Source organism: Novosphingobium sp. TCA1 (genome assembly GCF_009811895.1).
Lineage (GTDB): Bacteria > Pseudomonadota > Alphaproteobacteria > Sphingomonadales > Sphingomonadaceae > Novosphingobium > Novosphingobium panipatense_A.
In genome coordinates this window covers 166,521-179,661 of record NZ_BLJH01000001.1, presented here as the reverse complement: position 1 = coordinate 179,661, position 13,141 = coordinate 166,521, and the positions used below count along the sequence as shown (strand labels likewise).

Sequence of the window (13,141 nt, the reverse complement as noted above, 5' to 3'; positions counted from 1 at the left end):
CCTGCACCCCCAATACCGTCTAGGGCACGCGCGCAGCCTCGTAGTGCGCTCCTTGCTGCCGCAGGCTATTTTGTCTCCCGGCTCTCGGTGGGCGCAAAACGGCTAGGCGGGGCGCAACGCAGACGTTCCGAGGGTCTGGGGGATCTCCTGAGCTTGTCGAAGGGCCCCAGGACTTTTTTATTTTCCTACACCTCACGCATCTGACACTTTCCCGCGCGTGACCGCCCTGCTCTTTCCTCACGGCACCAGCCACAAGGTGACACCCTCGACACAAGGTGACACTTTTCCCTCTGGACCGTGTAAACTGTGTCAACTTCGCCCCTCAAAACCGTAACCTTGTACCGAGACGATCCGTGACGCTTGCGCTTGCCACCACCACTCCCGGCGAACCTGAAGTGTTCGCTTCACTTCAGGGCGAAGGCGCCAGCATGGGGCGGCCGAGCACGTTCGTGCGGCTGTCGCGCTGCAATCTCGCCTGCCAGTGGTGCGACACGGCGTACACATGGCGCTTTACCGGCGACAACCGCTTCCACCGCGACGATCTGGCCTTCGAGCGCAAGGCCAATCAGGTCATGGCCGAGGAAGCCGAGGTGGCGCGCATGGTGGCGGACCTGCCGCCCGACCGCCTTGTCATCACCGGCGGCGAGCCGCTGCTTCAGGGGCCGCAACTGGCGCGGATGCTGGCCGCGCTCGACGAGGCACGTCCGGGGATGCATGTGGAGATCGAGACCAACGGATCGGTCGCGCCGCATGCCAGCCTCGATGCGCGGGTGCAGCAGTACAATGTCAGCCCCAAACTCTCCCACAGCGGCAACCCGGCGGAACTGGCGCTGGTGCCGGAGCGGCTCGACGCCTGGGCCGCCGATCCGCGCGCGTACTTCAAGTTCGTGGTGGCGGAGCCTGCCGACGTGGACGAAGTCCGCGCGCTGAAAGAGCGTCACGATATTCCCGCCGAGCGGATATTCCTGATGCCGGAGGGCCGCTCCAGCGATGTCATCCGGCAGAGGTCGCCTTGGCTCTCGGATATCTGCACGCAGGAAGGCTATCGCTTCACCGACCGCCTGCACATACATATCTGGGGCGATACGCGCGGCACCTGAGGGGCATGTAAGGGGACACATGAACGAAGCATCGCCGATACCGGCCGGAGAGACCGAACCCGAGGAAGCCCCTCCGCCGCAGCAGATGGCGCGGATGAAGGGTGACCTCACGCAGGGCCCGATCCTCAGGACCCTGCTGATCTTCTCGATCCCGATGCTGATCTCGAACGTCCTCCAGACGCTCAACGGCTCGGTCAACGCGATCTGGGTCGGGCGGCTGCTGGGCGAGAGCGCGCTGGCGGCGACCGCCAATGCCAATATCATCATGTTCCTGCTGATCGCGCTGGTGTTCGGCTTCGGCATGGCGACCACGGTGCGCGTCGGCCAGCACTTCGGCGCGCGCGACATCGACGCGGCGCGGCGCACGTTCGGTTCCGGCGTGGGCTTCTGTCTCCTGCTCTCGGTGATCTGCGGGCTGGCCGGATGGCTCGGCGCGGACGCGCTGCTTCATGCGCTGGGCACGCCGGGCCAGAGCCGGATCGAGGCGCTGGACTATCTGCGCGTGATCTTCGTGACCCTGCCGCTCGGCTCGCTCTCGCTGATGGTCTCGATGGGCATGCGCGGCGCGGGCGATTCGAAGACGCCGCTCCATGCGATGATCCTGACGGTGGCGCTGGACGTGATCCTGAACCCGCTGCTGATCATCGGACCCGGCCCGCTGCCCACGCTGGGGATCGCCGGATCGGCGGCGGCAACGGCCTTCGCGAACTTCGCCGGCCTCGTGTTCCAGCTCTGGACGATCTACCGCAAGGATCTGCCGATGCGCCTGCGCGGCGCGGAACTGGGCTACATGATCCCGCGCGGCAACGAGCTGCGCTACGTGATCCTCAAGGGCCTGCCGATGGGCGCACAGATGCTGCTCGTCTCTTCGGCGGGCCTCATCATGGTCGGCCTGGTCAACCGCGAGGGACTGGATTCGGCGGCAGCCTACGGCGCTTCGCTGCAACTGTGGAACTATCTCCAGATGCCCGCGATGGCGATCGGCTCGGCCGTCAGCGCCATGGTCGCGCAGTCGCTCGGCGCGCACGACCATGCCCGCGTCGGCAAAGTGACCGAGATCGGCCTCGTCACCAACCTCGCGCTCTCAACGCTGCTGGCGGCAGTGATCGTGGTGTTTGACCACCCTCTGCTGGCGCTGTTCCTGGGCGGGGACAGCCCCGCCATGCCGATCGCCCGGCATATCCAGCTGGTCTGCACCGCCTCGTTCGTGATCGTGTCGATCACCATGATCCTCACCGGCACCTTGCGCGCCTATGGGGCCGTGGTGGTGCCGCTGATCATCATGTTCCTCGGCCTCTATCCGGGACGCCTCGGCTTCTACTATCTGGCCTATCCGCTGATCGGCAGCGAGGCTCTCTGGTGGGCCTACCCGGTCGGCTCAGCGCTGACCGTGGCCCTGACTCTGGCCTACTACCGCTGGGGCAAGTGGCGCGCGGCGTTTGATCTTTGAAAATCCGCTGAAGGCGGATTTTTGGTGGGGGCGTGGGCCGGCGCCGCTACGAAAATGGCCAAAAGGCCATTTTCCAGAAAACTCTACCTTCCCTGCGCGCGCCAACGCTGGACCGTGCGCAGGACCATCTCCTCCTCCCCGCCCGAACTGCTCCACAGCTCGGTGAAAGAGGGATCGCCGGAAGCAGGACGCCGGGATTCCTCCAGATCGTCGAACGAGGCGCGGATCGGAATCGCCACGCCTTCGCCGCAGATCACGCATTCGCGGTTGCGCAGCGCCGGGATGGAATCGAGGAAACCGCGCGCCCCTTCCGGCATAGCCGCCCGCACGAAAGCCTGGTCGCGCTCGTTGTTGAGGCGCATCGCGATGATCGTCCCGCACTGCGAGAGCACGCCTTCTGCAAGGTCCGAGGGGCGCTGGGTGACGAGGCCGAGCGAGATGCCGTACTTGCGCCCTTCCTTGGCGATGCGCGAAAGGATGCGCCCGACCGAGGACCCGTCGGCGTTCTTCTCGCTAGGCACATAGCGATGCGCCTCCTCGCAGACGAGCAGGATCGGCCGCGTCTTCTCCTCGCGCGCCCAGACCGCGAAGTCGAAGACCATGCGGCTGAGCACGGCGACCACCGTGCTGGTGATGTCGGACGGCACGCCCGAAACGTCGATGATCGAGATCGGCCGCCCGCGTGACGGCAGGCGGAACAGCTTCGAGATGAACTCCGCCATCGTATCGCCCACCAGCATACCGGAGAACATGAACTGATAGCGCGGATCGCCCTTCAACTCGTCGAGCTTGTTCTTCAGCCGCATGTAAGGGGCGCTGGAGTGCCCCTTGTCGAGCTTGCCCATGTGGTTGTTCAGGATCGCGGACAAGTCGGACAGCAGATAGGGAATCGGCGAATCCACCGTGATCTTGCCGATCTGCTCCGCCAGCCGGTTCTTGCCGCGTGCTTCCAGCAGGCACTTGCCGAGGATCTCGCAATCGAGTTGCCGCTCGTCCCCGCGCGTGGTGACGAGGACCTCGCAGTGCTCCTCGAAGTTCATCAGCCAGTAGGGCATCTGCAAGTTCGAAACGTCGAGGATCACGCCGCTGTCGCGGAAGGCCGTGCCATATTCGCCGTGCGGATCGACCATGATGACGTGGCCTTCCGGCGCCTGCTCGCAGATCCGGTGCAGGATCAGCGCGGCGCTGGTGGACTTGCCGGTGCCGGTCGAGCCGAGCAGCGCGAAATGCTTGCCCAGCAGGGCATCGATATAGAGAGACGCGCGAATGTCCCGGGTAGGATAGACGGTGCCGATCTGCACCGCCTTGCGTCCATCGCTGGCATAGACTTGCCGCAAGTCCTCGGTGCCGACGGGATAGACCAGCGCGCCGGGTATGGGATAACGGGTCACGCCGCGCCGGAAACCGTGGATGCGGCCGGTCAGGCGCTCTTCCAGCCCCTCACCCAGGAAATCGGCTTCGGCAACGATGCCGCCGGGCACGGTGGCATCGCTTTTCTGGCTGCGTATGCTGGCCAGCAGCCAGCCACGGCCGACACGGATCCTGACCTGGCTGCCGACCTGGCCCGACATCGCGACCGAAGGGTCCGGGTCCTGCGCCGAGGCCTCCAACCGGCGAAGATCGAAAGCGATCCGTGCGCCTGCACCGGAGATCTCCAGAATCGCGCCGACCGGCTCGTGATCCGTCCGATCCTGCGGCGCCCGCGCGGCATCGAAGCCTTCCATTCGCAACTCGTTCATTGTGCCCCCGGAGCAAGTCCTCGTGCGAAGAGCTAGGCGAGCGCGGTTAATTTCCGGCTAAAAGCTCCGCCTGGCAAGATCAGCGCAGGGCAAAAAGGCGACCGGCTAACCAGCCCATGCCGATCGAGACGGCCACGGCCAGCAGGCCATAGGCGAAGCCGTAGTTCTCCGCGAAATTGGCCGTGGCGCGCTCAAACCCCAGCTTACGCACTTCGACCTGGCTGCTGGCCGAAGCGACCACCCGTCCGCGCGTCACCGCATAAGTCTCGGCGGTATAAGTCCCGGTCGGCACTTGCGAGGGCAGCCAGATCCGCGCCTGGTAGAGGACTTGCTCGCTGACCTTCACCCCGCCCGCATCCTCGCGGTAGAGCCCGTTGCGGCGATTGAGATCGACAAGACCGTCCGAAAAGCGCGTCTGCTCGGCAGGGTCGATGGCGCCGATCGGGGAAAGCTGCAGCCACTTGAGGCCGAGTTCGTAGATCGCGGCAGTCTTGTCGTCGACGATGTCGCTGATCGGCCGGGTCGAGGCAAGCGCGTAGTAGGACGGCGCAGAGCGCAGCTCCGTGCTGTCGGCATTGATCCAGATGCCTGCCACTTTCTGCTTTTCGCGCAGGACGATGGACTGGGTCGGCCCCTTGAGGACGACGACGATGTCGTAATCCTGCGCGGCGCGGGAGCCTTCCGGGGTCAGGATCGCACCGAAGAGCAGCAGTTCGGTGCCGGTGAAGCCCTGCCGCAGGTCCACTTCGTGCTGCGAGACTTCGGGAACGAGGATCGGATCGCGCGCGCCGCCGAGCAGGATCGCGGCGGCAAGCGCGCAAGCCGAAAGCCGCAGGCGCTTCACAGGGGGGAGACCGTGTAGATCTCGTCCGGGCGATAGCCGAGGCCGATCGCCATGCGCCCGGCCACCAGCAGGACGATGATCGCCAGTACCAGGCGCAGCTTCACGGGGCTCGCCTTCTGGGCGAATTGCGCGCCGAGTTGTGCGCCCGTGACCGAGCCCAGCAGCAGCAGCGAAGCGAGCACGATGTCCACCGCGTGGGTGGTCATCGAGTGCATCATCGTCGTCGCCATGGTGACGAACAGGATCTGGAACAGCGACGTGCCGACCACGACATTGGCGCTCATGCCCAGGATGTAGAGCATCGCGGGAACGAGAATGAACCCGCCGCCGACGCCCATCAGCATGGTCAGGATGCCGGTGCCGATCCCCAGCAGCAGCGGGGCGAGCGGGGAAATGTAGAGGCCCGAACGGTAGAACCGCCAGCGCAGGGGCAGGCTGGCTACCATGGGATGGTGGCGCCGCTTGCGGGCCGCGATCGGAATGCCGGATCGTTCGGCGCGGATCGACTGGATGCTCTCGCGGGCCATCAGTCCGCCGATGCCGCCCAGCATCAGCACGTAGAGGATGTTGATGACCGTATCGATCTGGCCGAGCCGCTGGAGCAGACTGAACAGCCCTGCCCCGATGCCGGTCCCGATGATGCCGCCAACCACCATCACGCCGCCCATGTGGTAGTCCACGCCGCCGCGCCGTGTATGGGCGAACACGCCGGATACGCTGGCCCCCGTCACCTGGCTGGCAGCCGAAGCCGCCGCCACCGTGGGCGGAATGCCGTAGAAGATCATCAGCGGGGTCGTCAGGAAGCCGCCGCCCACGCCGAACATGCCCGAGAGCAGGCCGGTGATCGCGCCCAGGCCGACGATGATGAGACCGTTGACCGAGAGGTTGGCTATGGGGAGATAGACATCCATTCCACCCTTCTCGCTACCGCAGCATCTCCCAGTAGGAAAGCGGCGAATCAGAAACCTGCGGATAGTGTGACCGCCGGACCGGAGCCGGGCTCGGCATCGCCGCCGACCCGAAACCGCCAGTCCGCGGCAAGTCGCCCGAAACCGCCGCGCCAGAGCGGGAACGTGACGGTCGCGGATGGTCCCGCATCGAGACGCTCCGCGCCCTTCTGCGCGCCGCCCCAGAGTCCTCCGCCGAGCCGCACTTGCGTTCTGCCCCGCGTGAGAAGCGATCGGTCCATGCGCAACTGGCCGTCGGCAAAAGGCGTCGCGAAGCGCCCGCCGACATAACCGGCCTGGGCATAGGCCTCGCCGCGCAGGCCGCCCGGCAGCCGGAAATAGGGAAGCTGGGTCACGCCCATGACCGCCGGTTGCACCCATGTCATGCCGCCCTGCTGCGTGAGCCGGGCCTCCATGGCGGCGATCACCGGCACGGCCGGGAACGGGCGCGCCGAAAGCCCGGCCGCTGCGGAAGTTTCTCCTCTGGACGCGCCGAGAGTGGCGGTCGTGCGCAAATAGGCGGTGACCTGCCGCGCGTCACCGGGATAGAGCCGGTAGCGCAATATCGCACCGCTCTGGCTGGCCCCGTAGCTTGCCGGAAGCGCCCCGTTGGTAAGCGGCCCCGCGCTGCCTTGCCTGACAAGCGCCCAGGCGTCCATCGACCATCGCTTCGGCTGTGTCACCGGCGCAGGCGGCGGCGTAATGCTGGACGGCGGATAAGGCTGCGCCGCGAATTGCCCCAGCGGCGGCAGGCCCGGAGGCAAGCCCCCGTTTTCACCTTCACGCGGCATGAAGCCGAGAGACGAAGCATCCTGTGCCGCCAGAGGCCAGCCAGCCGTCGAAGCATAGCGGGGCGCCCGACCGGGCGATGGCGGAAAGTCTCTCCCGCCTAGTTCGCTATTACGCGGATAGGCCGGGGCGCCTGCGGCCCAGACCGGCACTTTCACGAAGACGGGATAGGCCTCCCGCACGACGGGTCCTAAACCATAGGGGGCGCCATAGGGCGGACCGTAAGCGGCATAGAACCCCGATCCCGCCGGAGACAGCGGACCGGGATAGGCCTGCACGCCGTCAGTCCCGGCAGCGCCTTGCCTTCCGGCCGGAGCAAGCGCCATGGCCTGCACCGCTGCGGGTCGCACCGGCAGAGGCGTTTCCCAGGTGGAAATCCGGCCGCCCATCCATCCGGCAAGGACCGCGAGCAGGGCAACCAGTGGTTGTCCGCGAAGACGCTGCACCGCGCTCATGCCGATGCTCCTCCGGTGGCCGAGGCAGGGTGCGCATCGTGGCGGGTCTTGTCCCAGGTCACCTGCCCGCCTCTCAGCGTCCTGATGTAAGACGCCAGCGCATCACGCCCGGCCATGATCGCGATATAGTTGGCTACGGGAATCCGCAGGATCGCCCAGACGCCCTCCGCCAGACCATATTCGCGCGCGGTGAGCGTCGCCCTCAGCAGGCTGCGCCAGACGAGGCTGAACAGGCCAGCGGCGATCAGCCAGCGCAGCAGGGGCGGTCCGGGCATCGTGCCGATGTCCCAACCCAGGATGCGCGGAATGCCGAGGACGCCTTCCACGACGACCAGCGCATAGCTGCTCGCCAGCACGATCGCGGTCAGCGGCCCGCGTCGGTCGCGCAGGGCCATCCAGGTGTCCGCCGGTTTGCCCTCCCAACCAAGGCGCTCCCAGCCCTGAAAGGCGATCCCGTGGATCCAGCGCGTCTTCTGCCGGATCGCCTCCCTGAAGCGCGCCGGGAAATAGGCGCGCGTGGCGACGAGTTCGCCCTTCTCGTCGCGGACGCGAAGGAAGCGGGCGCGGCCGCCTTCGCGCGAAACCAGGACGCCCAGTTCGTAGTCCTCGGTCAGGCATTCGGCGGCGAAAGGCCCCGGATTGCCCTCGCGCTGGCGGCCGACGGCAATGCGTTCGAGCATGTCCCTCGCAAACCCGCAGCCCACGCCCGCGGCCGGGATCGCCGCGCCGAGCGCATCGCGCACCACCAGCGACTTGGTATGCGCTTCGGTGAATTCGTCGAGATAGTGCCCGCCCACCCAGCGCGAGGCGGGCTGCGGTTCGGGCCGGACGGGAAGCTGCACGAAATCGGCAGACGTCAGCCCTCTGTCGATCACGGCGAGTTCGGCCGGGTGAACCATGTCTTCCGAATCGTGAAGGATCACGCAGCGATAGCGCTGGTCCGTCTGGTCTTCGTCGGCGCAAAGCGCGCGATAGAGCCGGTTGAGACAATCGGCCTTGGTTGTGGGCCCGGCCCGCTCGTGAATGACCACCCGCACGCGCGGGTCCATCCCCGCCCCCTCCATCGCCGCACAGACGGTAGCGGCATCGTTGCCGTAGCAGCCGACGTAGAGGGTGAAATCGTCCTGCCTCCAGGCGGACAGAGCATGGCGGATCGTATGGCCGATCACCTGCTCTTCCTGCCAGGCCGCGATGAACACGGCTGCCTTCCCGCGCAGCGGCGCATGGGCGGCGGCCTGGGAAATGCGCCCGGTTCCGGCACTTCCGCGAAGGCGAAACCACAGCCAGCAGCCGTCAATCACCAGCTCGTCGAGAGTGCCGATCAGAACCCAGAAACCGGCAAATATCAAAAGCTCCTGCTCGACAAACAGCAGGCCGCTCAATCCCAATTCGGTTAGCTCACCCATTCCCATTTCAGCCCCCGCCGGAAATCGGATCGAATCCACGCCGTGAAAGTCGAAAACCCCTTCAGGGCTGCCGACTTTCACGACGACTCATTGCGGGTGGCGGAATATTGCGCTGAAGCGAGACGCACCAATGAACATGCGTCTATTTCATAAAGTTAACTAACGCACTTGCGGAGAAACCGCCGGTCCCGAGACCGGGGACCGGCGGCGCTTCATTTACCAGCTGCCGACATTCGGCATCGAGGCCCAGGGTTCCGCCGGATCGAGGCGGCCGTCCTGCAGGAGTTCGACGGAAATGCCGTCCGGGGTGCGGATGAAGGCCATGTGGCCGTCGCGCGGGGGGCGATTGATCGTCACGCCTGCATCGGCAAGGGTCTGGCAGGTCGCGTAGATGTCATCCACCTGGAACGCGAGATGCCCGAAATTGCGGCCGCCGGTATATTCCTCGAACGATCCGTCCTCGGCGGGCCAGTTGTGCGTGAGTTCGACTTCGGCCTCTTCACCCGGCACGGCCAGATAGATCAGCGTGAAGCGCCCCTCTTCGCTGGAGAAACGGCGCGTTTCCCGCAGGCCGATCAGTTCGAAGAAACGGATCGTCGCATCGGGATCGGTCACGCGGATCATGGTGTGGAGGTACTTCGTCACGGGGCATTCCTTCAATTCATCGCGCAAGAAAAACGGTTCATCCCTGAGAAAGTCGCCGGAGAGCATTGTCCCGAAGACTTCAGGGAGAAGCTGCGATGTCCAACGATAGCCCAGGAAAGCGCCATCACTCCACCTCCTTCTTGCCAGGTCCGGCAAACCGGCGCTGGCTCTTGCCCTCGGCGATCATCGCCATCGGCCTCGTGGCAGGCGGCTACCTTCTGGGCGACGGCCTGAAGCGCGCCCACCGCGCGGATCGTTCCGTCACCGTGCGGGGCCTGGCCGAACGGGACGTGACGGCCGATCTCGCGACCTGGACCATCGCCTACTCCTCCAGCGCGGGCGATCTGGCCACCGCGCAGTCCGGCGTGGAGAACGACACGCGCGCGATTCAGGCCTTCTTCGGGGAGCTTGGGTTTCCGGCCGATGCCTTGCAGCCCACCGGCGCAAACGTCCAGCAGAGCAAGGACAACGGCGTCGTCACCTTCACCGTTCGCCAGCGGATGACCTTGCGCAGCCAGGACATCAAACGGGCGCAGGACGCGGTGCGCCGCCAGTTCGAACTCGTGCGGCGGGGCGTGATCCTGGAGGAAGGCTCGGGCATGGCTTTCACGTTCACCCGGCTCAACGATATCAAGCCGCCCATGGTCGCCGCCGCCACCAAGGACGCCCGCGCCGCCGCCGAACAGTTCGCCAAGGATAGCGGAGCCGAAGTGGGTGCGATCAAGAGCGCGACCCAGGGCTATTTCACGATCGAGGCGCGTGACGGCGATTCCGGCGGCGGCTGGGGCGTGTCCGACACGCCCTACAAGAAAGTGCGCGTGGTCACGACAGTCGATTTCTACCTCAAATAGCCGCGCAGGCTCGATCCGGCGCGGCCATGGGAGGACCGGGCGAAACTGCATCGCGTCCGGCTTGTCGGCATGCTTGCGGGTTTCTATAGTCCGCCTGACGCAATGCTCGCGAAGATCAGAAACCTCCTCGGCCGCGCTCCCAGCGCCCGCCCGCCCGAATTGCCCGCAGGACAGCGCGTCTATGCGATCGGCGACATCCACGGGCGGCTCGACTTGTTCGAACGCCTGATCGAGGCGATCGAACGGGACGATAGCCAGCGCGCGGTCGCCCAACCGGGCAATTCACGCGGCCTCGTGATTCTCCTCGGCGACCTGATCGACCGGGGGCCGGACAGCGCCGGCGTTCTCGCCCGCGCCAGCGAACTCGCCCGCCAGCGCGAGGTCGAATTCATCCAGGGCAATCATGAGGAAATGCTGCTGGTCTCCCGCGAAAAGCTGGACGCTTTCCGCAGCTTCCTCAAGTTCGGCGGGCGCGAGACGATCCTGTCCTACGGCATGGATCCCGACTTCGTGCGAGAGGCCGAACTCGAAGACCTGCACGGCGCGGCCATGGAAGCCATCCCGCAGCAGGATTTCGATTTCATCGACGGCTTCCAGAAGATGATCCGCTTGGGCGATTATATTTTCGTCCATGCCGGGGTTCGTCCGGGCACGCCGCTGGAAAACCAGCTCGGCCACGACTGCCGCTGGATTCGCGAGCCGTTTCTTAGCCACAGCGGCGAATTCGGCGGCTTCGTGGTTCACGGGCACACGATCACCGAGGAACCGGATGTCCGGGGCAACCGCGTCGGCATCGACACCGGGGCCTACATGCACGGGCGTCTCACCGCGATCGCGCTGGAAGGCAGCGAGCGCTGGTTCATCCAGGCGTGCGAAAGCGATGACGGCATAACCGTGCAGGTTGCCGACGAGGGGTGAACTTTACCCGGCGTTTGACGGTTAAACGTCGTCCCGGACTTGATCCGGGACGACGTTTAACCGTCAAGCTTGTTCCAAAAATGCACCGGGGAGCCTGTAAGCCGGGTTCTGTTCCTGGCGTGGTCTCCCCAAGGAGGGACCTTACGCCGCGGCGGCAGCCATTCCTCTAGGCGACGCATTGCTGCGCCGCTCAAGCGACCAACCCGGACTGCCTGGGTCTGAAACAGACCCGCCATTCAAGATGGCGCGCAGTCCCTATTCGGTCTTGCTCCGGGTGGGGTTTGCCATGCCGCTTTCCGTTACCGGAAGCGCGGTGCGCTCTTACCGCACCCTTTCACCCTTACCTGCCGCGAGGGACGAACCCTGTTGGCGAGGCGGTCTGCTCTCTGTGGCACTTTCCCTAGGCTTCGCCGGGCCTGAAAACCCGACTCGCCCGGCGGATGTTATCCGCCACCCTTGTTTCGTGGAGCCCGGACTTTCCTCGCGCATCGTAAGATGCCCGCGGCTGCCCGGCCCCCCGATGCGGGCGGTCACCTAGCACGACCGTTGTCGCGCTCCAACAGCAGTTCCAACAGAATCGCGCCGATTTCTCCATCGATCTCGCCGTCGATCAGTTCGGGTCGCCATCGCCGCTGGAATGCGGTGACGGCGGCGCGCCCATCGGCTATGTCGTAGCCGAACCGTTCGAGCGCCAGGTAGAAGGCGCCGGGATTGTCGTAGAACAGGTTCATCTTCGCGACGGGAATCTTCAGCGCCAGGCCCAGTTCGCCGAGGCGCGCCCAGTCGAAATATTCGCCGGGGTCCTGCTTGCGCGCGGGCGCGATGTCGGAATGACCCACGACATTGCCGCGCGGAATGTCGTTGCGCTTGACGATGTCCGCAAGCAGCGGCAGCAGCGCTTCCATCTGCGCCTCCGGGAACGGACGGTAGCCCCATTCGTGGCCCGGATTGACCAGTTCGATGCCGATCGAGGCCGAATTCACGTCCGTCACCCCGCGCCAGTACGAACGTCCGGCGTGCCAGGCCCGCTTGCCTTCGGGCACGAGCGAGGTCACCACGCCGTCCTCGTCGATCATGTAGTGCGCCGAGACTTCCGCCGCCGGATCGCACATCCGCTCCAGCGCCTCGGCGGCCGATTTCATGCCGGTATAGTGCAGCACGACCATCGAGATCGGCAGCTTGCGCTCGTTGCAATTGGGCGAGGCGACGGTCCGGTTGACGAGCCAGCGGTTCATGCCGCGGCGCCTCCGCGCGGGGGCTTCAACAGGCTCGGAGCTGGAAACATCGCATCACCTCCGACCGAACTGGTCTGAAACATCAAACGAACTCACCCTGAGCCTGCCGAAGTGTCAGGCTCCCGGCAGGACCGCGCCCAGCACCAGCGCGTCGTCGGCCAGGGCATATTGCAACTTGCCCCCCTGCCCGTGCGCAAGCTGCTGGATCATCGCGGCGGGCGCGGTGCGGCTGGAAAGGTCGCCCTCCGGCAGCGCGCCTTCGAGAGCGCGGCCGATGTCCCGATCGAAAGCGATACGCGGGCCTGCCGCGCGCACCACGATCTCGCTCATGCCGTCGCGGAATTCCGCCGCAAGGTCCAGAGTGCCGCCGCGCGGGAGGGCCTCGATGCCGATAAGGCCGAAATTGAGCAGCGTCTTGACCGCGGGCTTAGGCAGCATGTCGCTGCCGAGCGCCCAGTTGAGCACGATGCGGGCATTGTTCGCCACCAGCGCATCGATCAGCGCGCGCGCCTCGCTGACAGGCACCATGTCGCCGAAGCCGCCCGCCGCGCCGAAGGCAAGGCGGAAGAACTTCAGCTTGTCGGCCGAGATCCGCGCGCTCTGGTCCAGCAGCTCGAAGCAGCGCTGGCGCATTTCGGGGTCTTTCTCGTCCGTGAGCAGTTCCAGCCCGTTGGTCAGTGCGCCAACGGGGCTGAGCATGTCATGGCACAGGCGCGAACATAGCAGACTGGCAAGTTCGAGCGAACTGGTCGTCATGGACTG

General features: G+C 65.8%; 12 protein-coding genes and 1 other RNA gene. 4 read left to right on the top strand and 9 right to left on the bottom strand.

Annotated features, from left to right (window positions below; genetic code table 11):
- Positions 1–353 precede the first annotated feature (353 nt).
- Both NTCA1_RS00940 and NTCA1_RS00935 read left to right on the top strand, forming a co-directional pair.
- Positions 354–1,100 (top strand): 7-carboxy-7-deazaguanine synthase QueE, encoded by a 747-nt coding sequence (locus NTCA1_RS00940; protein ID WP_159827364.1) that lies wholly within the window; start codon positions 354–356, stop codon positions 1,098–1,100.
- A gap of 19 nt (positions 1,101–1,119) precedes the next feature.
- Positions 1,120–2,550, top strand: a complete 1,431-nt coding sequence (locus NTCA1_RS00935) for an MATE family efflux transporter (RefSeq protein ID WP_159827361.1) — start codon at positions 1,120–1,122, stop codon at positions 2,548–2,550.
- Between the two features lie 83 nt (positions 2,551–2,633).
- On the opposite strand, the gene NTCA1_RS00930 is transcribed toward NTCA1_RS00935, so the two are convergent.
- The 6 genes from NTCA1_RS00930 to NTCA1_RS00905 all read right to left on the bottom strand — a co-directional run bounded on the left by NTCA1_RS00930 (position 2,634) and on the right by NTCA1_RS00905 (position 9,375).
- Positions 2,634–4,274, bottom strand: coding sequence for an ATP-binding protein (locus NTCA1_RS00930; protein ID WP_374705155.1), 1,641 nt, complete (start codon positions 4,272–4,274; stop codon positions 2,634–2,636).
- A gap of 94 nt (positions 4,275–4,368) precedes the next feature.
- Positions 4,369–5,133 carry a TIGR02186 family protein gene (locus NTCA1_RS00925; RefSeq protein ID WP_086492084.1) on the bottom strand — a complete coding sequence of 255 codons (765 nt, stop codon included), beginning with the start codon at positions 5,131–5,133 and terminating at the stop codon, positions 4,369–4,371.
- On the bottom strand, positions 5,130–6,044 hold the full coding sequence (locus tag NTCA1_RS00920) for a sulfite exporter TauE/SafE family protein (RefSeq protein ID WP_086492085.1): 915 nt from the start codon (positions 6,042–6,044) through the stop codon (positions 5,130–5,132). Before NTCA1_RS00920 ends, NTCA1_RS00925 begins: the two co-directional genes overlap by 4 nt.
- Before the next feature lie 47 nt (positions 6,045–6,091).
- Positions 6,092–7,324 (bottom strand): hypothetical protein, encoded by a 1,233-nt coding sequence (locus NTCA1_RS00915; RefSeq protein ID WP_159827355.1) that lies wholly within the window; start codon positions 7,322–7,324, stop codon positions 6,092–6,094.
- Positions 7,321–8,730, bottom strand: coding sequence for a glycosyl transferase family protein (locus tag NTCA1_RS00910; RefSeq protein ID WP_159827352.1), 1,410 nt, complete (start codon positions 8,728–8,730; stop codon positions 7,321–7,323). The genes NTCA1_RS00915 and NTCA1_RS00910 overlap by 4 nt, the downstream gene beginning before the upstream one ends.
- A gap of 216 nt (positions 8,731–8,946) precedes the next feature.
- Complete coding sequence (locus tag NTCA1_RS00905) at positions 8,947–9,375, bottom strand: VOC family protein (protein WP_159827349.1); 429 nt, start codon at positions 9,373–9,375, stop codon at positions 8,947–8,949.
- Positions 9,376–9,470: 95 nt separating this feature from the next.
- Here NTCA1_RS00905 and NTCA1_RS00900 point away from each other — a divergent pair, with 95 nt between their 5' ends.
- Together NTCA1_RS00900 and NTCA1_RS00895 are read left to right on the top strand one after the other, a co-directional pair.
- Positions 9,471–10,226 carry an SIMPL domain-containing protein gene (locus NTCA1_RS00900; protein WP_159827346.1) on the top strand — a complete coding sequence of 252 codons (756 nt, stop codon included), beginning with the start codon at positions 9,471–9,473 and terminating at the stop codon, positions 10,224–10,226.
- Positions 10,227–10,328: 102 nt separating this feature from the next.
- Complete coding sequence (locus NTCA1_RS00895) at positions 10,329–11,144, top strand: metallophosphoesterase (protein WP_159827343.1); 816 nt, start codon at positions 10,329–10,331, stop codon at positions 11,142–11,144.
- An 81-nt stretch (positions 11,145–11,225) separates the two neighbouring features.
- Here the strand turns inward: NTCA1_RS00895 and rnpB are convergent.
- From rnpB to NTCA1_RS00880, 3 genes are all read right to left on the bottom strand, one after another.
- Positions 11,226–11,665: RNase P RNA component class A (gene rnpB, locus NTCA1_RS00890), an RNA gene on the bottom strand.
- 9 nt (positions 11,666–11,674) lie between these two features.
- On the bottom strand, positions 11,675–12,379 hold the full coding sequence (locus NTCA1_RS00885; protein ID WP_086492090.1) for an N-acetylmuramoyl-L-alanine amidase: 705 nt from the start codon (positions 12,377–12,379) through the stop codon (positions 11,675–11,677).
- A gap of 114 nt (positions 12,380–12,493) precedes the next feature.
- Positions 12,494–13,135 (bottom strand): histidine phosphotransferase family protein, encoded by a 642-nt coding sequence (locus tag NTCA1_RS00880; protein WP_133084236.1) that lies wholly within the window; start codon positions 13,133–13,135, stop codon positions 12,494–12,496.
- Positions 13,136–13,141: the final 6 nt, after the last annotated feature.

Bases quoted from the DNA above. Each gene is read 5' to 3' on its own strand.
- NTCA1_RS00935 (WP_159827361.1), top strand. From the start codon at position 1,120: ATGAACGAAGCATCGCCGATACCGGCCGGAGAGACCGAACCCGAGGAA.
- NTCA1_RS00930 (WP_374705155.1), bottom strand. From the start codon at position 4,274: ATGGAAGGCTTCGATGCCGCGCGGGCGCCGCAGGATCGGACGGATCAC.
- NTCA1_RS00920 (WP_086492085.1), bottom strand. From the start codon at position 6,044: ATGGATGTCTATCTCCCCATAGCCAACCTCTCGGTCAACGGTCTCATC.
- NTCA1_RS00915 (WP_159827355.1), bottom strand. From the start codon at position 7,324: ATGAGCGCGGTGCAGCGTCTTCGCGGACAACCACTGGTTGCCCTGCTC.
- NTCA1_RS00910 (WP_159827352.1), bottom strand. From the start codon at position 8,730: ATGGGTGAGCTAACCGAATTGGGATTGAGCGGCCTGCTGTTTGTCGAG.
- NTCA1_RS00900 (WP_159827346.1), top strand. From the start codon at position 9,471: ATGTCCAACGATAGCCCAGGAAAGCGCCATCACTCCACCTCCTTCTTG.
- NTCA1_RS00895 (WP_159827343.1), top strand. From the start codon at position 10,329: ATGCTCGCGAAGATCAGAAACCTCCTCGGCCGCGCTCCCAGCGCCCGC.
- NTCA1_RS00885 (WP_086492090.1), bottom strand. From the start codon at position 12,379: ATGAACCGCTGGCTCGTCAACCGGACCGTCGCCTCGCCCAATTGCAAC.
- NTCA1_RS00880 (WP_133084236.1), bottom strand. From the start codon at position 13,135: ATGACGACCAGTTCGCTCGAACTTGCCAGTCTGCTATGTTCGCGCCTG.